Consider the following 19,812-nt stretch of genomic DNA (forward strand, 5'->3'; position numbering starts at 1 on the left):
TTGATAGCTTGGCAAAAAATTCGCTATTTAGTTGTTCTAGGTAATTGCTCCTGCATTGCTCTACCTTCTGCATCCATGCAGCCGTAAATGAGCGTTTTTTAACCTAGGTAGCGACACGTTTAGCCCCGCAAAATGATTAAGTATTATTGCACATGGGTATTAAAAGCCACTAAAGTGACTTTAAATAATCTAACGCGCCGGTAATAACAGCAACTTGCGCTTGAGTACACTGCTCATCTGAGGCAGTTGGGCTATCTGGGTATACTTCGGTTGTCGTTACATAAGGGGCATTGGTAAAGCCCATGCATAAGCCCAATTCGCGTGCGGCGTAATTTATAACGCCAAATTGCTCCTGCGGTACACCAATTAATTGATTGTTTTCGTCACTGGGGGCAATGTGCGTTACCTTTTCAACACTATTTAAAATGGCTTTTTGAAAATCAGGTGCTGGTTTTTTGCTATCAGCCACTAAATAAAAACCATCTGGTATGTTCCAGTTGGTGTTAATTTTACCATCGCGCGCCGCCAAAGCGGGTCTAAATTCACTGTTGTCTGTGTCTGTGGTTTCGTGCAGATCAATATGCGCAACTAACTCAGTGTTTAGCGAGGCTACATATTTCATAATAGCTGCAGATTCTTGGGCAGGGCTGTTATCGTAAAAAGAGCGATTTGGATCAATAGCTTCTGGGTTCCAGCGGTTTATGGTTTCAAAACCCCACGGGCTAATACAAGGTGCAATAATAAAGTTAAAACGCGTTGTATAAGGTGCAACAGCGGTTTGAGCAAATGCCAGCGCACCCATAACGCCACTTGTTTCGTAGCCGTGCACACCCCCAGTAATTAACACGGTAGGGCGATCACTTTGCCAATTTTTACTTTTAAATAAATAAAGTGCAAAGCTAAGCGGCGAATAATTTAATTCGCCGTACTGCTCAACATCTAAAAACTCGTTAGGCTGGGTAATTTTACTGACTACGAGCTGGTTATAATCGCGCTTTTTTTGTTGAAGTTGTAACCATGCTGCTTTATCACTGTCGTTCCATGGTTTATTAGGAGTGCCAATTGGGTATAAAGTGTCGCTCATTGTTTGCCTTTAACTTGTCGCTTTATAAAGGCGTTAGCTTATCGCTGCAATTACAAGCCTGCAACTAGAAATGCTCGGTTACACCTGCCGTGTTTTCGTACAAGGTGGCGTTTTCACGTTTATGTTTTTCAAATAAATACTCACGTAATGCCTCTTTACCACTTTTGATACTGACAATTTTTGCGGCATAGCCTAAATTAGTTTTACGGACTAAATCTATAAGTAGAGTGACTTTTTTCTTATTGGGTAGTTTAAACGTAATATGTTGCGCGTGGGTAAGGCTATAGCGATGATCGCGCGGCTTTAATAGCACGCCACTGCTAGAGAGCGAAAGTACATAAAAGCGCTCGCTTTGTAAATGCAGGTCTGAATAACGCCAGCTTCTGTCTACACCTTCGGTATCAATTACCTCAGGCGCACTCAGTACGGGGTTTAAGTAGCCGTCATCGTTGAGCTTAAACTCAAGCGGAAACCACAACTGATAATGGCCCACCTCAGCTAACATGGTTAATTTAGCGTGAGATAACAAACCTTTTAGTGTATCTGGTAAAGCCGTTTTTAAGCTAAGCTGCGAGTTATCGTTTGTATTGTCCTTGTTACTGCCTACAACAGACGAAATAAAACTTAACTCTTCCTTAGTTAAATCCATATTATTTCTCGTTTAATAAAAGCTTCACATTAAACTAATAGTGCAATTTGTTCAATATTCAAACGTAAAGTTTAAGCAAATTTAAACACCTGTTTAGAGTAAATACTTAAGACGAGTTGATTGTTTTAGGAGGTGTTTACCGCAGTTTAAACACCCAATGTACACAGCCTATGGGCTCTTTATAAGGCCTGCTTGTACTTGCTTTGGTTAACCACGCAGCCACTTTTAAGGCGGGGCGCGCCTTGGCGTTTAAACTGTGATAAAATTTATTTTTAATTTTAGTTTATTCAAGGTTTTATGGCGCAGTTTATTGCCACTCCAAGCTGGTTAGGGCGTTTTTTTACGCGTATTAACACCGTTACTATTAAGCAAAGTTCACTCGTTATACATTTTAAAAATACTACTTCACGCGCCTATTTAATTAGCGACTTTACTAATTTTACACAATTTAAAAAAGGTCTGTTTAGCGGGAAAATAACCCTCAACCATAATAAAAAAACGGTAATTAGCTTTTTAAATAAACAGCAGGCTCAAACGCTTAGTGAGCAGCTAAACAGCGTTTTTGCCAATCACCTAGAAGAAAAAGTGAACACAGCAAAAACGCTTGTAAAACGTTATGCAACAAACGAGTATCTTCGCGACTCAAACGTGCCGTTATTAAAATCGGCGGTGTTTTCACTGGCACAGCAGTACGGCGCTTTACCTGCACTATGGCAGCAGCATTTATCGGCCATTAATATTAAGTTTTTAACTATTTTAAGTAGCTCACCAACAGTAGCGCATGCCACAGAGCAGCTACGTAAAAGTTATGAGCAAAAAACACTAACGGCAAGAGCCGACTTTTATAATGTGGTTGAATCAAACCCGCTTACACACGAGCAACGCCTTGCTGTTATACGCAATAACGACAAAAATTTAGTGCTAGCGGCCGCAGGCACTGGCAAAACCTCAGTAATGGTTGCAAAGGCACTGGATTTAATTGCTCATGGTGGTGTAAAACCCGAGCAAATATTGATACTTGCTTATAATAAAAATGCAGCAAACGAATTAAATCAACGCTTTAATTTAAGGGCGCAACAAGCAAACTTAAACGTTACGCCGCCTACTATTTTAACCTTTCATGCGCTGGGGCTTAAGTTACTGCAAAGCGCTAATAAAACACGTAGTTTATCGCCTTTTGCAAACGATGCTATGGCGCTTAATAAATGGTTTACACAGTGGCTTGGTAATACCCTAAAAACAGACTCACGTTTTTGTAAAACTTTTGTTGAGACACTGTATGAACCTACTGATAGCCTCAATACCGAAACTAGAATCGCAACTAAAACCGCCTTAAAAGCACAAACCTATCACACCCTATCGGGGCTAAAAGTAAGCAGTTATCAGCTCTTATTAATTGCCAACTGGCTTTATATGTATGGTATTGAACACACTTACCAAAATGATGACACCGCCGATTTTTACTTGCCACAGCACCAGGTTTACTTGGCGCATTTTGTGACAGATAGGCAAGGTAATTCAGTGCAGCACGCGGCTAACTTGCACAATAGCGAGCATATTAAATATGTACGCGCGCACCATAAAAAACAGGGCCATGCGTTGGTGCAAACATTTCATTATAACTGGCAAGAAGGTCAGCTTGAGCAGCGTTTAAAAGCACAACTACAAAAACATAAAGTACACATTAACCCCGTAGATAACCACGCAGTGTACGAGCGTTTATCTGCAACAGGGCTGTTAAAGCAAAATATAAATAAGTACTTAAACTGCCTAAGCGCAATACGGGGTGAGCAACTATCTAACGCTCAAATTGCAGCGCGAATAGCTAAAAGTGGCATTATAAATCATAAAAGTTATGCAACATTATTGGTGGCAATGCAGCGTGCATACTACGAAAAATTAAAAGAGCAAGATGCTATTGATTTTGACGACATGATTGCAAGCGCAGCTCAGGCGGTTAAATTGGGGGAGGTAAGTGTACCTTGGCGCCATATTTTAGTTGATGAATTTCAAGACATTTCATGCGCACGCATGGCGTTTTTAAATACGTTAATAAAGAGTGGTCCGCAACCTTGTTTTACTGCGGTTGGCGATGATTGGCAGGCTATTTATCGGTTTTCAGGCGGTAATTTGGCGCTCACCACACAGTTTAACGATTTAATAGGCAGTCACTCACTCACGTTATTGCAAAAAACGTTTAGATATAACAGCAGTATTAGTGAGGTAGCGGGGCGCTTTGTAATGCAAAACCCTGAACAATATAAAAAGCACATCACCACACATACGCAAGTAAGCACCCCTCAAGTTGTGTTACTTGACGATTTACATCAAGGTAAAAAGTCAGTAGCACTAAAAGTGCAGCAAACTATAGCCACAATTAATAAAAATAATAACACGGCCAGTATTGCCGTATTGAGCCGCTATCGGTTTATGCTTAATGAGGTAGAGCAGCATTTAGCAGGTAACAACTTTGCTAACCCACTGCACTTTTGGACACTGCATGGCTCTAAAGGACTCGAAGCCGATTACTGTATTATTATAGGTTTTGAGCAGGGCAAGTTAGGTTTTCCAAGCAATAACCCGGGTAATTTACTTGTTGAGGCATTATTGCCCGCACAAGATACCTTTAATCATTCAGAGGAGCGACGTTTATTGTACGTAGGGATCACGCGCGCTAAGCATAAAAGCTATTTAATTGCTCCGCCATCTGCGTGTTCTGAATTTATTAGCGAACTAATTAACGATAATTACCCTATTGATATAGCCTCTAATTTGTTTGTAAAACAGAGTAAGCACAATAAGTAAGGTTAATGATTAAATGTAAGAGTATTGGCTGCGTAAAACGCACATCGCGCTTTTGTAACTAGCAGTCAAACTAGCTTTATACACTAATGCCATGTGTCGCAAACATTGACGATTTACATTTACTATTTAGCCTGCCATTACATGCTGTTAAACTTAACGCCTATTTAGATCATTTTTGAGAGCGTTATGCGTACCCGTGCTTTTTTTACTAAGCGAGTGAGCTTTATATTCGTTTTATTTACTTTATTTTCATTTAAAGGGGCTGCCCAGCAGCAAGAGCAAACCCTTATTTTAGCCGGTAGTACAATTAATAGTTGCAGTGCTAATGCGGCGCAAAGTTGCAATACGCAAAATAACTCAAAGTCACAAAGCGTGTTTAAGGTAACCAATGCTAACCTTGAGCAAATAAAGTTAAATTGGCCTACTAACAATTCAAATAACCAAGCAAATGTTTTAAATACCTTACGTGCCCTTAGTAGCAAAAATGTAAACGCAGTCTCTAAAAGTGAGCTGCTTTGGCAATGGCGCGATATAAACAACGAGCAACTTAATAGCCTAACAAAGCAAGAGTTTAACTTTGTGTTTGATATGCTCGAACAACCTCATGTAAACACCACCCCAAAATCTGAGCTACAAAGCAACGGTATATTGCAATTTATAGCGGGGAGCTTAAAGGTTGCTAACCCAACACCCACCTTATTAATTATTAGCGCAGCCCAGCGCGACCCATACGCACAGGTAGAGGCGCTTAAAACGCTTTTACCAAAAGGTGTAACCAGCCAATGGTTGTCGCTTACACCTGCACTTGCTAAAGCAATTACTAACAATACCTGTAGTGATTTACCGGCGCTGCGTCACTCACAAATGAACTTGTATAATCGCAGCAATGTATACCCCGAGCTCACAAAGGCTGAGCAAACACTTTGTAATAATGGGGTTGAGGCGTTAGTTAATTTAATAAACACCAGTACCGGTGTTTTATTTAGCGACGGCACGGCTAAAAATGCTTTAAAAGCACTGTATGATGAAAATAATACTGCCTACCCTTGGACTAACGCGCTTAAAACTCGCCCTGTTATTGTAGGGCTAGGTGCAGGAAGCAAAATACAAAGCGAAAACGTCTATCTCTCACAGCACCAAAGCGAAGCGGTATTAAAAGCAAAGCTTGCCCCACAGCCTAATGCACTTAACGGGTTAAACACGTTTACCTATGGGCCACTCAGCACTCGCTTTAGTGAGCAAAATCAAACGCTAAACTTAGCCAGTACATTAAATACCGCAAAGCAAAAAAACGGTGATATTAAGCACGGTTTTGGTATTGATGAAAACACAGCCCTTGTTGTTATTAAATCCAACAAAGGAAATTTAATGACCGTAATAGGGCAAAGTGGGGTTGCGCATTTAAGTACGCAGCAAAAAGCAAACAGCTATAACTACTCGTACTGGCCTGCTCGCAGTGTAATAGATATTACTAATGCCGGGTTTGAACTTAGCGAGCGCACCATTAGCCAAGCATTAGCGCCTATTAAAATACCGCCTTTACCGGTGCAGCGTTTTGCCAATATTTTAACCGATTCAAAACTACGCTCGCTTACGCAAGCTATGTGCCTAAGCCAAGAGCAAAGTGCGGTAGGGCAACAAGATGACCTTTTAATAAATTTAACTGCCACAAAAAATACGCATTATTACCGCATTAATACCCAGCCGTATGGTTGCGCGTTAAGTAATTTGTCACTGAATGTAGAGCGCTTTTAACCTTAAGCGCTAGTACTAAATATACTTAATAACCCGATACAAAGGTTTATGTTTATTTTAATGGGCTTTAAAATAGCGCCCAAGTAATTTATACCTATTCGCTTAATTTGGTGGTTACGTTTTGCGAATAGGCAGTAACCAAGCAGATTTTACAAAGAGCAATTTATGAATAACGAGCACGACATAATCGACAACCTAGCAGAGCTAGAGAACTTTTTAGTAATGGTAGAAAACGGCGGCTTAGGCTTAAAAGGTGTATCGGGTGTAGGTATGGCTACAAGCAATAAAGACGGCAGCCATTTTGTTGCAGTATTCGACGACAAACAACAGTTATTACTGGCGCGTGGCATAACAGCCGAGGTATTTGAAAACGGTAAAGACATGGTGCGTAACGGCGTAGGGCGTACACACTAATAAAAACTAAAAAGCGCCGTATGGCGCTTTTAACTGCTTAAAACTAACTCTAAAATATTTAAAGCCTGTCGACTTGTTTTGAACTAATACTGGTCACAATATTATTTTCAAAACGGATCAATACAATGTACATCCCACCAATTGAGCCTTTTAGTTTATAAGTAAACTCTTCTGTTTTAACTAATTTGTCGCCATTACCAATATCAACAGCTTCATTAAGCACATCTTTATAAAGTGGTGCGCCCACTACAGCTACAATGTCAGATTTAGTTTTACCCACACTTAATAGATTTCCGTTTTTAAGTCGAAAACTACCTTGGGCAAACGCAAAGCTTGAAATAAAAAGAGATAAAAGCAGAGGAAACACAATACGTTTTTTCATAAGTCATCCTTAAACACATAGTATTTAATGCTAGGTATACAAGGTAATACAGAAAAATGACAGTGAAAAAGAAATAAAGAGGAGGTTAAATGGTCGGTATGGCAGGATTTGAACCTGCGACCCCTGACACCCCATGACAGTGCGCTACCAAGCTGCGCTACATACCGACGTTGTTTGCAATAGTACGTATATTTTATTAAAAATCAATAAGTGATTGTTTGTTTGCGTGTTTATTGTGCAAATGAGCTAAAAAACTTTAAGCTAAGGGCGTATCGCCCTTAGTAAGCACATGCCGTGCAGCGCATGTTAAGCCACCAAACAACACGCCCTAATCTTTATTTAGCCATTGATTGATCGAGTCGTACATTTCATCGCGTATCAGCGGTTGTGCTTCTTTATTTGGATGTAATTGATCCCTTTGCATTAAGTTTGGCTTATCTGCCACATTAAGCATAAAAAAGTTAAGTAAATGAGCATTTGTTTTTTCACTTACTTGTGTAAAACTGTCAGTGAACATTTTACTGTAACGCGGCCCGTAATTAGGGGGTATATAAATTTCCATTAACGCGACCATGGCATTTTCAGCTTGGCTTTTTTCGATTAAATCCGTTAAGTTGGCCTGCATTTTTGTTACCGGAAAACCACGTAAACCATCATTAGCACCAAGCTCAATAAGTACATGGCTTGGTTGGTATTGCGCTAGTAAGGCATCTAGCCTGCGTAAAGCTCCACCGGTAGTTTCGCCACTAATACTGGCATTAATTAGCTCTATATTACGCTGCTCTGCATCGTATTTATCTTGTAACAATTTAACCCAGCCTTGCTCTTGTTTAAGCCCATAGGCTGCACTTAAACTGTCTCCAAGTATTAAAATCGTGTTGTCGGCCGCCGCACTAAGTGGTTTGATAACTAAAAATAAAACGAATACAAAACGTAGGATTGAATGAGTCATATGTCAGCGCTTTCTCAATTAAATATTATTCAAGTAAATGGTTTGTCTAAAGTAGTTTCTACCTTCGAAGGTGAGTTGCCCATCCTCAGCGACATCAGCTTTAATGTCAAGCATGGCGAGTCAGTTGCTATTGTTGGCACCTCTGGCTCAGGAAAATCCACGTTATTAAGTTTATTAGCGGGGCTAGATACCGCCAGCAGTGGTGAAATTATCCTTGATGGCGAGCCGCTACATAAATTAGATGAAGAGCAACGCGCGGCATTGCGTGCTGAAAAAGTAGGTTTTGTATTTCAATCTTTTATGTTGGTACAAAGCTTAACCGCACTTGAAAACGTGATGCTGCCGGCAGAGCTTGCTGGCGAAAGCGATGCTAAAGAGCAAGCTCTAGCCCTATTAGAAAAAGTGGGACTGAGCCATCGTATTGATCATTACCCATCGCAACTCTCTGGTGGTGAGCAGCAACGTGTAGCCATTGCCCGTGCTTTTATTGGCACACCTAAAATTTTATTTGCCGATGAGCCCTCTGCAAATTTAGACAGTAAAAACGGCAAAATGGTGGAGTCATTATTATTTGATTTAAACCAGCAGCACGGCACAACGCTAATTTTAGTAACTCACGATGAAGCACTTGCGCAAAAGTGCCAGCATATTGTACAAATTGAAGCGGGCTGCTTAGTTAAAAACTCAAAAGAGGACGTAGCGAATGTGGGCTAAGTTAGCACTTAAATTATTTGCGCGTGAATTTCGCCGCGGCGAACTAACGGTAATTAGTGCCGCCATTGCGCTGGCGGTATTAACGGTGCTCACACTGTCTATGGTCACTGAGCGAATAGCACAAAGCATAGCGCAAAAAAGTAGCGCGTTTATCGCCGCAGATAGAGTACTGGCAAGCGCCCATGAGCTAGATACGGCGTTTATTAGCAAAGCCAAACAAGAAAACTTACAAACTGCGCAAATGATCTACTTTGATACCATGTTATTTGCCAACGACGAGATGCAATTTACCTCGGTAAAAGCGGCGTCTAACGAATACCCGTTAAAAGGCGAGTTAAAAGTAAAATCATCATTGCTTGGCGAAACACAAGTAGCGCAGGGCGGCCCAAAGCCTGGCAATGTGTGGCTAAGTGAATCGGTTTTTTACAGCTTAAATATTGATATTGGCAGCCAAGTAGAGCTAGGCGCAGCAGTATTTAATGTAGAAAAAGTGGTGGTTGAAGAGCCAGATGCGCCGTTTAATGTATTTTCGAGCAGCCGCAGAGTGCTTATAAATATTGCTGATGTAGCAAAAACTGAGGTTATTCAACCTGGCAGCCGAGTAAATTATCGCCAACTCTATGCAGGCGATGAATCAGATATAACCCGGTTTTATGAATGGTTAAAGCCGCAAATGGCTGAAAACCAACGTTGGTATGGTGTAAAAGATAGGCAGTCGCCCATATCAAATAGCTTAAACCGTGCAGAAAGCTTTTTATTACTGGCCGGTTTGCTGGGCATTATTTTGGCTACGGTTGCTATTGCTGTGTCGGCAAAGCGTTATTGTGAGCGCCAATACGACCCCGTAGCAATGATGAAAACACTTGGCGGAAGCCGTGCATTAATTCGTAAAATATATTTTATGCACTTACTCATGGTGTGTGCTTTAGCGGTTATTGTGGGTTTAGCCATAGGCTACGGTTTACAAGAAATAGCCACTGGTTATTTAGCAAAAAGCATGGATATGAGCTTACCTGCCGCCGGGTTTAAACCTTGGCTGGTGGCCATTAGCACAGGCGTTATATGTGCAGTTATGTTCTCTATTAAGCCACTACTTGATTTATTTGATATTCCACCGCTTAGAGTATTGCGCCGTAATTTAGGCGACAGACTAGCCGTAAGCCGTGTGCATTTAGGTTTAAGCGCGCTTACGGTGTTTTTATTAATGTGGTTATTTAGTAACAACATTAAAATAACGCTTATTTTATTTGTCTCTACGCTTGCTTTGATTGCGGTTTTATTTGTTATTTCAAAATTAATATTTGGCGGAGGTCGTAAATTAGGCTTAAAACCGAGCAACAGTTGGTCGTTAGCTATTGCTTCTATACAAAAACGTGCCAACGTAAATGCGGTGCAGCTTATTAGCTTTTCATTGGCGATAAAATTGCTATTGTTTTTGATTGTGCTTAAAAATGACATGATCTCAGATTGGCAGTCTCAATTACCCGCCGATGCGCCTAATGCATTTTTAGTTAATATTACGCAAAACGAACTTGAGCCTGTAAATAATTATCTAGCAGAGAACGATATTTTAGTTTCGGATTTTTATCCAACCATTCGTGGGCGTGTAAATGCGGTAAATGGCGAGCTTGTTGCGCGTAAAGTGTCGTTGCAAGATAACGAGAAAAAAGATGAAGAAGCGCGTTCAGGCATTGGCCGTGAGCTTAATCTAACCTGGCTTGATAATGTACCAGCCCAAAACGAAATTGTGCAAGGGCAGTGGTTTGGCGAAGGCGCAGTGGGTGAGGCATCGGTTGAGGAGTCCATGCTGGAGCGCCTAGACGTAGAAATAGGCGACACCTTAACATTTTTAATTGGTGCGCAATCATTTGACGCCAAAATTACCAGTGTGCGTAAAGTAAATTGGGCGACGCTAAAACCTAACTTTTTTATTATTTTAAGCCCCGACGTGCTAAAAGATTTTCCGGCAACGTATATTTCATCTGTACGTATAGAGCCAGAGCAAAAGAAAGCGTTTAGCCAGTTACTGCGCACTTATCCAACCATTACCGCCATCGATGTAGATAACTTTGTTAAGCAAATACAATCAACCATTGAGCAGGTGTCGTTAGCTATTGGCTTTGTGCTTGCTATTGTGGTTTTGTGTGGTGCATTAGTGCTTATATCTCAGGTGCAAGCGAGTCTTGGCGAGCGAATGCAAGAAATAGTAATACTGCGAACGTTAGGCGCCAAAGGGCGGTTAATAAAAAATGCGACGCTTTATGAGTTTTTGCTATTAGGTGGCTTAGCCGGGTTTGTAGCTGCATTATTTAGTGATGTAGCCTTGCTGATTGTTCAGCAGCAAATGTTTGACTTAGCCGGTAAATTGCACCCAGCAATTTGGCTAATAGGGCCTGTGTCGGGCGGGGTGTTTGTAGCCGCGCTTGGCTACTTTATGATTGCCCGTAAACTTAAACAAAATACCCAAGGCTTAGTACGTGCTTTAGCCTAAGCTATACTTTTAACGCTAAACGCCCGCACTAAGTTGCGGGCGTTTTTGTTTTTACTCGCCACTGGTAATTTATACAGTGCTCTGGCATTATTACCGTTATTGAAAAATAACAATAATGAGTGTGCTGTTTGGCCATTATTTTAGGGATAGACCCAGGTTCGCGTTTAACCGGTTATGGTGTGGTTGCGCATCAAGGCGCTAAATTTACCTATTTAGGAAGCGGGTGCATTAAATTAGCCGAGCATGAGTTCCCCATACGATTAAAAATGATCTACCAAGGGATCACGCAAATAATAGAGCAGTTCTCCCCCGAAACCTTTGCCATAGAAAAAGTATTTATGGCGCATAACCCGGATGCCGCGCTAAAACTTGGCCAAGCCCGAGGAGCCGCCATAGTGGGAGCCTCTATGGCCGACTTACCCGTATTTGAATACTCAGCACGGCAAATTAAACAAGCCGTGGTAGGCAATGGCGGCGCCGATAAATCGCAAGTGCAACACATGGTAAAAAATATTTTAAAATTACCTGGCACACCGCAAGCCGATGCGGCCGATGCGCTTGCTATTGCAATTTGCCATGCGCACTCAGAACAAAATTTAATAAAACTAGCGGGTAGCGCAAGCAAAACCGTTAGAGGACGTTTAAGGAAATAAATATGATTGGCCGTTTAAATGGCATTTTAGTTGAAAAGCAGCCGCCCGAAATTTTATTAGAAGTAAGCGGCGTAGGCTACGAAGTACAAATGCCCATGACCTGTTTTTACGACTTACCCAGTATTGGCGAAAACGCCATAGTGTACACGCACTTTGTAGTACGCGAAGACGCACAACTATTATTTGGCTTTAATAATAAAACCGAGCGCGCGCTTTTTAGAGAACTATTAAAAGCAAATGGTGTGGGCCCTAAACTAGGCTTAGCTATTTTGTCGGGCATGTCGGCGCAGCAATTTGTTAGTTGCGTAAACAACGAAGATGCCACAACATTGGTTAAATTACCGGGTGTGGGTAAAAAAACCGCTGAGCGTTTAGTGCTAGAAATGAAAGACCGCTTAAAAGATTGGGGTAACGATTTATTTACGCCATTTAGCGATAATGCCGTTATAGAGCCTCCTAGCGATGCAACAATTGCCAATAATGCTGCAGACGATGCCGTATCGGCACTTGTTGCGCTTGGTTATAAATTGCCACAGGCGCAAAAAGCAGTAAAATCGGTAAGTAAACCCGATATGTCTACTGAGGTTCTTATTAAAGAATCTTTAAAATCAATGTTGTGAGTAACCTATGATTGAAGCTGATCGTTTAATTGACGCGAGCGAAAAAACCAACGAAGACACCATAGACCGCGCAATAAGGCCCAAGCTTTTAGCCGACTACAAAGGTCAGCCGCATGTTAAGCAGCAAATGGAAATATTTATAGAGGCAGCGCGCAGCCGCGGTGAAGCGCTCGATCATCTATTAATATTTGGCCCGCCGGGCTTAGGTAAAACCACGCTTGCTAATATTGTTGCCAATGAGCTTAATGTAAGTATTAAAACCACTTCAGGCCCAGTACTTGAAAAAGCCGGCGATCTTGCTGCATTGCTTACCAACCTTGAAGAAGGCGACGTGCTGTTTATTGATGAAATACACAGACTCAGCCCACAAGTTGAAGAAATACTTTACCCCGCAATGGAAGATTACCAACTCGATATTATGATTGGTGAAGGCCCCGCTGCACGCTCTATTAAATTAGACTTACCGCCGTTTACGCTTATTGGCGCGACAACACGCGCAGGCTCACTTACCTCACCACTTAGAGACCGTTTTGGTATAGTGCAGCGCTTAGAGTTTTACTCGGTAGCTGACTTATCGCATATAGTGGGGCGCTCTGCACATTACCTAGATTTACAAATGTGCGACGATGGCGCTACCGAAATTGCAAAACGCTCACGAGGCACACCGCGTATAGCTAACCGCTTATTGCGCCGTGTGCGCGATTACACGCAAGTAAAATCAGATGGTACAGTAAATGCCTCCGTTGCTGAGCTTGCCCTTGATATGATTGACGTAGATAAAAGCGGGTTTGATTACATGGACCGTAAATACTTACTTGCCATTATCGAAAAATTTATGGGTGGGCCTGTAGGGCTAGATAATTTAGCCGCCGCCATAGGCGAAGAAAAAGAAACCATTGAAGATGTAATAGAGCCGTTTTTAATTCAACAAGGTTTTATACAGCGCACACCGCGCGGGCGAATTGTGTCAGACAATGCGTATCATCACTTTGGTTTACTCCCAAAACAAGATTAACCCCTCTTTAGCCTGTTACAGTAAATGTAGCGGGCTACTTCCTCTGTTAAATGTAATATCAATTTGCAATAACACTTAATCATTTTGCGAGGCAAACGTGTCGCTACCTGCGTTAAAAACTCTCATTTACGACTGTATGCAGAAGGTATAGCAGTGCAGGAGCAATTGCCAAGAACAACGAAATAGCGAATTTTTTGCCTAGCTATCAACACGTTTTTCAAGCCTCAACATAGCTCACTTAATTAAGAAAATTAGTATAGTTTTTTAAAACTTACTCAGCTTTCATCCACTTTGTTGCAAATGTAACCAATAAATTAAAATCGTTTTGTAATTCACTTAACGTTAAGACTGGCGTGGCTATGCTGCGTACCATTAAAACCAGTTAGCTTTAAAACAGTAGCAACATAAGAGATTAGACGTGGCGCTAATTGTGTTAATAAGTTTTACCTTGTTATAAACATGCTTGTTATCTGAAAGTAGATAATTTAAAGATACAAACGGGTAAAAAAAGATAGTAAATACACCGTTGGTAAATAAACAGATTGTGTAATTTATACTTATTGCATGCCAAGTTGACGGTAAAATTTAGGTAAAAAAAAGCCCGCATATAATGCGGGCAAACAACAAGTTGAAGGAAGTAATCCAGGGAACTACGTTTTACTTAATCAGGTTTTATCCAAAAAGAGTAAAACAATGTAATACGATTAAAAATCCTATTACTAAGAACTTGGCTTAATGAAAAATGTTTCATTCAGTGCGTAAGCTCGGTATGGGAGAATAATACGGAATAAGCATTTTTTGTTCAAACTAGAAAATTTAAAATTTCAGATAAGAAAAACTAATCTGATGAATTTTTTTGTTGTTCGAAACTTGTACGTTAATTATTCGTTAACTTTATAAGTGGCTGAAAATTAATAAATAACTGGTCTGAGCTGTATTGTTACAGTATTAGTTATATTAGTACATGCCAAGTGGCGTGAATTACTTTTGCGTGCTTATGCACTTTTTATGAATAAACGGTGCGTTTTATTAAGTTTACTGCGTATATTTACGCACTTTTGTAGTATTAAGTTGTGTTTTACTAAACGCGGTAGTCGCGTTTTAGAAACAAACAAGCGATTAAGCGTATGTTTAACGTTTTTTGTTGCCAATTCATAGCAATATCGTTGTCAGTAAACCCTTGACTCGATACACTAGATGCAACTTATGGCCGTTACAATGGTCTTATTTACACAAAATAACCAAATTGACGTTTTTTGAAATTATTTAGGAGTTTAACGTGGGATCAGGGCTTAATTTTTTAGATCTAATTCTAGAAGCCAGTTTGCTTGTGCAGTTAGTAATGCTAGCGCTAGTAGCTATGTCTGTTATGTCATGGGCAATTATTTTTCAGCGTAAAAAAGCAATTAGCGACGCCTTGTCTGATGCAAAAAAATTCGAACAAAAATTTTGGTCAGGTATCGACTTAAGCAAACTATACAACGAAATCTCATCACGTAGCGGTCAATCTCATGGTATTGAAGCGTTATTTACATCAGGCTTTAAAGAGTTTGCACGCCATAAAAAGAACACCTTTCAAAGTGCTGGCATTGTAATGGAAGGTACGCATCGCTCTATGCGTGTGGCACTGTCACGTGAAATTGAAAAACTAGAATCGAGCTTATCGTTTTTAGCGACAGTGGGTTCAATTAGCCCATATATCGGCTTATTCGGTACGGTGTGGGGTATTATGAATGCCTTTATTGCACTTGGTGAAGTGAAGCAAGCAACATTACAAATGGTAGCGCCAGGTATTGCTGAGGCACTTATTGCAACGGCAATGGGCTTATTTGCGGCTATTCCGGCTGTTATTGCGTATAACCGCTTTGCTAATAAAGTTGAAAAACTAGAATCACACTACATCAACTTTATGGAAGAATTTGCCAATATTTTACACCGTCAAGCAGCTACCCAAATAGAGGCTAAAGCGAATGTATCAGCGTAAGAAGCGCCGTCCGGTCGCAGAAATTAATGTAGTACCTTACATTGATGTAATGTTGGTATTGCTAATTATATTTATGGCAACAGCACCGCTTATTACTCACGGTGTAAAAGTTGATTTACCAAAAATGGAAGAGTCGGATTTAGTTGATACTAAAGACACGCCGCCCATTATTGCCTCAATTGACTCGGCAGGTAAGTACTATGTAAGCATAGGGACTGATCCAGAGGAACCAATGGAAGCACTTGATGTGGCCGCGGTTATTAAGCTTCAGCTAATGAAAAACCCTGATGTACCAGTAATGATTAAAGGCTCTGGTAAGGTTTCTTACCAAGAAGTGTTGTTATTAATGGACTTTTTAAAGAATGCTGGCGTACCATCTGTGGGTTTAATGACAGAATCCTTTGAGGGGACACAGTAGTAACATGAATAGTTCTATAATCAAGTCAGTACTTTTACATTTAGGTTTAGGGGGCTTTTTGTGGGCAACTGCAAATATACACCCACCGGCACCTAAAGTAATGGAAGTGACTCTTAATTCGGCTATTCCTGAGCCTGATAATGCGGTTTCGGCGGTCACGGTTGATCAAAAACAAGTTGAGCAAAAAATTGCTGAGCTACAAAAAAAAGAAGATGCTAAAAAACGCGCTGAAGATAAACGCATTCGTGACTTAGAACGCAGAGCCGCCAATGCGCGTAAACAGCGTGAAGCCGAAGCGCGTAATATTAAAAAGCTAGAGCAACAGCGCAAAGCAAAAGAGAAAGAAAAAGCACAAGCTGAGGCTGAAGCTAAAAAAGCGCGCGAAATTGAACAAAAAGAGCGTGCTAAAGCAAAACAAGCTGAAAAGCAAAAGCAAGAGGCTGAAAACGCCGCTAAAGCTGCTGCAGATAAACGCAAAGCAGAAGAAGAGGCACTGAAAAAAGCCGAAGCAGAGCGTAAAAAGCGTGAAGCAGAAGCTAAAGAACGTGCAAAAGAAGCTGAGCGTAAACGTCAGCAAGCGCTGCAAGAGCAAATGTTACAAGAACAACTTGCTAAAGAACAGGCTGCACGTAGTAAAATACGCCAACAGCAAGTAGTGAGCGAAGTTGATAAGTACCGTGCTTTAATTATGGCGCGCATTCAGCAAAACTTACTGATTGATGAAAAAATGAAAAACCAACAGTGTCGAGTAAATATTCGTCTTGGGTTTAATGGTTTAGTAACGCAAGTTAAATCGTTAGGGGGTGATAAGCTAGTGTGTGAAGCTGCACTTAGAGCTGTGCGCATGGCCGATACATTACCTGTATCTAAAGACAAAGACGTATTCGAGCAACTTAAGAATATTAATTTAACAATCAAGCCAGAATTTTAAAGGAATGATATGTTCAGCAAAATTAAAGTAGCCTTTGTAGTTATATTATTAGGATTTCAGGGTGTAGCAAATGCGGCACTTGAAATTGTAATAACTGAAGGTGTAGACGGCGCACGTCCTATTGCCATTGTGCCTTTTAAATACAACGGTGTTGGCCCAATTCCACAAAAATTGAGCGATGTAATTGCTGCCGATTTAATGCGCAGTGGTAAATTTAAACCAGTAGATGTAGCTCAAATGCCACAGCTTCCTAATAAAGACGGCGACATTGACTACGCAGCATGGGTAAACCAAGGTGTAGAAGCGGTTGTAGTAGGCGAGGTAGAGCAACAAACTGATGGGCGTTACTTAGTACGCTACGAATTAGTTGATGTTATTCGTGGGCAAATTACCGGTGGCCAAACTCAAATGATGAGCAGCGGTAAACTAGTAAAAAGCCAAGATCATATTTTAGAAGCGCGCGAAAGCGTAATTGGTGAAAGTGGCTTTCGCCGTTATTCACACCGCATAAGCGATGTAGTATATGAAAAGCTAACCGGTGAAAAAGGCGCGTTTTTAACTAAAATTGCTTATGTAATCGTACGTGAAGACCAACCTAAGCCATACCAATTAGTGGTTGCCGATTACGATGGCTTTAACGAGCAAGTATTATTGCGCTCAAAAGAGCCGTTAATGTCGCCAGCTTGGTCACCAGATGGTACTAAGCTTGCGTATGTTACGTTTGAAAACCGCCAAAGCCAAATTTACATTCAAGACCTATACTCAGGTAAGCGTGAGCTGATCACTAGTTACCGCGGTATTAACGGTGCACCGCAGTTTTCACCAGATGGCAAAAAAATGTTATTGGTGCTTTCTAAAGATAAAACAGGTGCAACCGAAGTTTACGTTTTAGATTTAGCAACCCGTAAAGAAACACGCCTTACACGCCACCGTAGTATAGATACTGAACCATCTTGGTATCCAAATGGCCAGGATATTGTGTTTACATCTGAAAGGGGTGGTAATGCCCAGATTTATAAGTTAAATTTAAGAACTGGTAGGTCACAACGATTGACCTTCGACGGCGATATGAACCTAGCGGGTTCTATAACGCCAGACAGTAAAGAATTAGTGATGGTTAACCGTACCAACGGGCAGTACCATCTTGCTAAGAAAGAGCTGGCTACAGGCGCGTTTCAAGTATTAACGCGAACTCGCCTTGATGAATCACCGAGCATAGCGCCAAACGGTTCGATGATCATTTATAGCACGCTTCATAATAATAAACAGGTACTCGCGCTGGTATCGATGGACGGTCGCTTTAAAGCACGTTTACCCGTGCTAGACGGACAAGTAAAGGCACCAGCTTGGTCGCCATATTTACAGTAATATTTGCTGGTTTACTCAAAAATAGGAATCTACTCAATGCAACTTAACAAAGTACTTAAAGGCCTGCTAATCGCTGTGCCAGTAATGACATTAGCCGCTTGTAGCTCATCTTCAGATATTGATGAAGGCGCAGCTAACCAATCAAATCAAAGTGCAGTTGAGCAATCAACAAACACGGATACAGTTGAAGTAGCAACAATTTCACCTGAACAACAAGCAGAAGAGCAACTTCGTCAAAAGTATGAAGCGCTTCGTCAAGAACAAATTATTTACTTTGACTTCGACAAAGCAACTGTTGAGAACAAGTACGCAGAATTACTTCGTGCACATGCTGAGTTTTTAGTTCAGAACCCTTCAGTAAAAGTATTAATTGAAGGTCACGCTGATGAGCGCGGTACGCCTGAGTACAACATTGCACTAGGTGAGCACCGTGGCCAAGCTGTAGAAAAATACCTACAAAGCTTAGGTGTTTCTGCTAGCCAAATGTCAGTAGTTAGCTACGGTGAAGAGAAACCAATGGTTAAATCTCGCACTGAGTCAGCTTTCGCTAAAAACCGCCGTGCGGTACTAGTTTACTAAGATAAGAGATATTATGAAGCCGAAAATTATTTTGGCAGCCATGATATTGAGCGGGAGCACCCAAGTTTTGGCTGCTCCCGCTCCTGTTTCAGAAGCTGCAAGTTCACAGTCGAGCATAGAGAAGCGTTTAGCGTCACTAGAAAACATGATGCAGTCGCGAAACTTATTACAAGTTGAATTACAGCAACAACTTAATCTACTTCAAGATGAAGTAAGCCAAATTCGCGGTGTTACTGAAGAGCAAAGTTATAAACTTGAAAAAGTACTTCAGCGCCAGCGTGAGCTTTATCAAGAAATAGAAAACCGCGTTAGCCAAGCGTATACACAACCCGCTGCTGCGCCTGCAACCGATTACACGCAATCGAATGACGCACAAACCTATAGCAGTGACTTATCTGAAAACGAAGCGTATGAGCGTGCAGTAGCGCTAATAATGAAAGATAAACGCTACGACCAAGCTATTCCTGAGTTTCAAACATTTTTAACAACCTATCCTAATTCTGTGTATGCCTCTAATGCACATTATTGGCTTGGGCAGTTGCTGACCATTAAAAATGATGGTGTAAAAGCAAGTGAGCATTTTAAAGTTGTGGTTAATGAGTTTCCAAACTCAAATAAACGACCAGATGCCATGTTAAAGTTAGGCACGCTTTTACAAGAGCAAGGCCTAAATCAAGAGGCACAAAAAATATTGGGTGATCTAATTAACCAATATCCAAGTACAACTGCTGCAAAACTTGCAACCGAGCGTCTAGCTAATTAGGACGCATTTAAGCGGTGTATTTAAAGCTCAAACTACATAGAAATACTCGGCGAATCTTGTATTTGCATGTAGTTTGAGCACAAACGCTTTAATTTTGCTCACCTAGGCATAAAAACTGAAAAAAAGAGACATTTTCGGTTGCACTCATTTTATAAATAAGTATTATAAGCGCCCGCAGCAAACGAATGGTTACCCCACTCAAAATGCGGCAAAAAGAGCGGGTCATTAGCTCAGT

18 protein-coding genes and 1 tRNA gene are annotated in these 19,812 nt (G+C 41.0%); 14 read left to right on the forward strand and 5 right to left on the reverse strand.

The window, feature by feature from the left end:
* Window positions 1-169: 169 nt before the first annotated feature.
* On the reverse strand, window positions 170-1,084 hold the full coding sequence (locus CWB60_RS14735; protein WP_055255320.1) for a M14 family metallopeptidase: 915 nt from the start codon (window positions 1,082-1,084) through the stop codon (window positions 170-172).
* 64 nt (window positions 1,085-1,148) lie between these two features.
* A complete protein-coding gene (locus CWB60_RS14740) occupies window positions 1,149-1,733 on the reverse strand; it encodes a hypothetical protein (RefSeq protein WP_024032189.1) in 585 nt (194 codons plus the stop codon).
* A 297-nt stretch (window positions 1,734-2,030) separates the two neighbouring features.
* Between CWB60_RS14740 and CWB60_RS14745 the strand changes: the two genes are divergently transcribed.
* The 3 genes from CWB60_RS14745 to CWB60_RS14755 all read left to right on the forward strand — a co-directional run bounded on the left by CWB60_RS14745 (window position 2,031) and on the right by CWB60_RS14755 (window position 6,707).
* Entirely contained in the window at window positions 2,031-4,538 is a 2,508-nt protein-coding gene (locus CWB60_RS14745) for a UvrD-helicase domain-containing protein (protein ID WP_138579693.1), read from the forward strand.
* A gap of 186 nt (window positions 4,539-4,724) precedes the next feature.
* Complete coding sequence (locus CWB60_RS14750; RefSeq protein WP_138579694.1) at window positions 4,725-6,293, forward strand: type 1 glutamine amidotransferase family protein; 1,569 nt, start codon at window positions 4,725-4,727, stop codon at window positions 6,291-6,293.
* 165 nt (window positions 6,294-6,458) lie between these two features.
* Window positions 6,459-6,707, forward strand: a complete 249-nt coding sequence (locus CWB60_RS14755) for a hypothetical protein (protein WP_004587250.1) — start codon at window positions 6,459-6,461, stop codon at window positions 6,705-6,707.
* Window positions 6,708-6,765: 58 nt separating this feature from the next.
* Here the strand turns inward: CWB60_RS14755 and CWB60_RS14760 are convergent, their stop codons facing one another.
* From CWB60_RS14760 to CWB60_RS14770, 3 genes are all read right to left on the reverse strand, one after another.
* Complete coding sequence (locus CWB60_RS14760) at window positions 6,766-7,089, reverse strand: DUF2845 domain-containing protein (protein WP_054983647.1); 324 nt, start codon at window positions 7,087-7,089, stop codon at window positions 6,766-6,768.
* Window positions 7,090-7,179: 90 nt separating this feature from the next.
* Window positions 7,180-7,256 (reverse strand) — tRNA-Pro (locus tag CWB60_RS14765).
* A gap of 161 nt (window positions 7,257-7,417) precedes the next feature.
* Window positions 7,418-8,041 carry an arylesterase gene (locus tag CWB60_RS14770; RefSeq protein ID WP_024032180.1) on the reverse strand — a complete coding sequence of 208 codons (624 nt, stop codon included), beginning with the start codon at window positions 8,039-8,041 and terminating at the stop codon, window positions 7,418-7,420.
* On the opposite strand from CWB60_RS14770, the gene CWB60_RS14775 reads away from it, so the two are divergent.
* From CWB60_RS14775 to ybgF, 11 genes are all read left to right on the forward strand, one after another.
* Complete coding sequence (locus tag CWB60_RS14775) at window positions 8,042-8,755, forward strand: ABC transporter ATP-binding protein (protein WP_138579699.1); 714 nt, start codon at window positions 8,042-8,044, stop codon at window positions 8,753-8,755. It begins immediately after the preceding gene.
* Window positions 8,745-11,246, forward strand: coding sequence for an ABC transporter permease (locus CWB60_RS14780; protein ID WP_138579695.1), 2,502 nt, complete (start codon window positions 8,745-8,747; stop codon window positions 11,244-11,246). The genes CWB60_RS14775 and CWB60_RS14780 overlap by 11 nt, the downstream gene beginning before the upstream one ends.
* A gap of 128 nt (window positions 11,247-11,374) precedes the next feature.
* The gene (gene ruvC, locus CWB60_RS14785; RefSeq protein WP_004587270.1) at window positions 11,375-11,899 is read left to right on the forward strand and encodes a crossover junction endodeoxyribonuclease RuvC; all 525 of its coding nucleotides are present in this window, start codon (window positions 11,375-11,377) and stop codon (window positions 11,897-11,899) included.
* Window positions 11,900-11,901: 2 nt separating this feature from the next.
* Window positions 11,902-12,519, forward strand: a complete 618-nt coding sequence (gene ruvA, locus CWB60_RS14790) for a Holliday junction branch migration protein RuvA (protein ID WP_138579696.1) — start codon at window positions 11,902-11,904, stop codon at window positions 12,517-12,519.
* Between the two features lie 7 nt (window positions 12,520-12,526).
* Complete coding sequence (gene ruvB, locus CWB60_RS14795; RefSeq protein ID WP_004587272.1) at window positions 12,527-13,534, forward strand: Holliday junction branch migration DNA helicase RuvB; 1,008 nt, start codon at window positions 12,527-12,529, stop codon at window positions 13,532-13,534.
* 1,279 nt (window positions 13,535-14,813) lie between these two features.
* A complete protein-coding gene (gene tolQ / locus CWB60_RS14800; RefSeq protein ID WP_004587273.1) occupies window positions 14,814-15,518 on the forward strand; it encodes a protein TolQ in 705 nt (234 codons plus the stop codon).
* On the forward strand, window positions 15,505-15,936 hold the full coding sequence (gene tolR / locus CWB60_RS14805; protein ID WP_004587274.1) for a protein TolR: 432 nt from the start codon (window positions 15,505-15,507) through the stop codon (window positions 15,934-15,936). Before tolQ ends, tolR begins: the two co-directional genes overlap by 14 nt.
* 4 nt (window positions 15,937-15,940) lie before the next feature.
* Window positions 15,941-16,867: a cell envelope integrity protein TolA gene (gene tolA / locus CWB60_RS14810; RefSeq protein WP_024032176.1), complete on the forward strand. Its 927-nt coding sequence runs from the start codon at window positions 15,941-15,943 to the stop codon at window positions 16,865-16,867.
* Between the two features lie 9 nt (window positions 16,868-16,876).
* Window positions 16,877-18,235 carry a Tol-Pal system beta propeller repeat protein TolB gene (gene tolB, locus CWB60_RS14815; RefSeq protein ID WP_138579697.1) on the forward strand — a complete coding sequence of 453 codons (1,359 nt, stop codon included), beginning with the start codon at window positions 16,877-16,879 and terminating at the stop codon, window positions 18,233-18,235.
* 36 nt (window positions 18,236-18,271) lie between these two features.
* A complete protein-coding gene (gene pal / locus CWB60_RS14820; protein ID WP_004587277.1) occupies window positions 18,272-18,814 on the forward strand; it encodes a peptidoglycan-associated lipoprotein Pal in 543 nt (180 codons plus the stop codon).
* Between the two features lie 13 nt (window positions 18,815-18,827).
* The gene (gene ybgF / locus CWB60_RS14825; RefSeq protein ID WP_138579698.1) at window positions 18,828-19,577 is read left to right on the forward strand and encodes a tol-pal system protein YbgF; all 750 of its coding nucleotides are present in this window, start codon (window positions 18,828-18,830) and stop codon (window positions 19,575-19,577) included.
* The last annotated feature ends 235 nt before the right edge of the window (window positions 19,578-19,812 follow it).

Origin of the sequence: Pseudoalteromonas sp. S327, assembly GCF_005886415.1 — a bacterium.
Lineage (GTDB): Bacteria > Pseudomonadota > Gammaproteobacteria > Enterobacterales > Alteromonadaceae > Pseudoalteromonas > Pseudoalteromonas atlantica.

What these genes read in the sequence shown, in the direction of transcription:
- CWB60_RS14775 (WP_138579699.1), top strand. Translation starts at nt 8,042, where the DNA reads ATGTCAGCGCTTTCTCAATTAAATATTATTCAAGTAAATGGTTTGTCT.
- CWB60_RS14760 (WP_054983647.1), bottom strand. Translation starts at nt 7,089, where the DNA reads ATGAAAAAACGTATTGTGTTTCCTCTGCTTTTATCTCTTTTTATTTCA.
- CWB60_RS14750 (WP_138579694.1), top strand. Translation starts at nt 4,725, where the DNA reads ATGCGTACCCGTGCTTTTTTTACTAAGCGAGTGAGCTTTATATTCGTT.
- CWB60_RS14755 (WP_004587250.1), top strand. Translation starts at nt 6,459, where the DNA reads ATGAATAACGAGCACGACATAATCGACAACCTAGCAGAGCTAGAGAAC.
- tolA (WP_024032176.1), top strand. Translation starts at nt 15,941, where the DNA reads ATGAATAGTTCTATAATCAAGTCAGTACTTTTACATTTAGGTTTAGGG.
- pal (WP_004587277.1), top strand. Translation starts at nt 18,272, where the DNA reads ATGCAACTTAACAAAGTACTTAAAGGCCTGCTAATCGCTGTGCCAGTA.
- CWB60_RS14735 (WP_055255320.1), bottom strand. Translation starts at nt 1,084, where the DNA reads ATGAGCGACACTTTATACCCAATTGGCACTCCTAATAAACCATGGAAC.
- ruvA (WP_138579696.1), top strand. Translation starts at nt 11,902, where the DNA reads ATGATTGGCCGTTTAAATGGCATTTTAGTTGAAAAGCAGCCGCCCGAA.
- ruvB (WP_004587272.1), top strand. Translation starts at nt 12,527, where the DNA reads ATGATTGAAGCTGATCGTTTAATTGACGCGAGCGAAAAAACCAACGAA.
- CWB60_RS14780 (WP_138579695.1), top strand. Translation starts at nt 8,745, where the DNA reads ATGTGGGCTAAGTTAGCACTTAAATTATTTGCGCGTGAATTTCGCCGC.
- CWB60_RS14745 (WP_138579693.1), top strand. Translation starts at nt 2,031, where the DNA reads ATGGCGCAGTTTATTGCCACTCCAAGCTGGTTAGGGCGTTTTTTTACG.
- ybgF (WP_138579698.1), top strand. Translation starts at nt 18,828, where the DNA reads ATGAAGCCGAAAATTATTTTGGCAGCCATGATATTGAGCGGGAGCACC.
- CWB60_RS14770 (WP_024032180.1), bottom strand. Translation starts at nt 8,041, where the DNA reads ATGACTCATTCAATCCTACGTTTTGTATTCGTTTTATTTTTAGTTATC.
- CWB60_RS14740 (WP_024032189.1), bottom strand. Translation starts at nt 1,733, where the DNA reads ATGGATTTAACTAAGGAAGAGTTAAGTTTTATTTCGTCTGTTGTAGGC.
- tolB (WP_138579697.1), top strand. Translation starts at nt 16,877, where the DNA reads ATGTTCAGCAAAATTAAAGTAGCCTTTGTAGTTATATTATTAGGATTT.
- tolR (WP_004587274.1), top strand. Translation starts at nt 15,505, where the DNA reads ATGTATCAGCGTAAGAAGCGCCGTCCGGTCGCAGAAATTAATGTAGTA.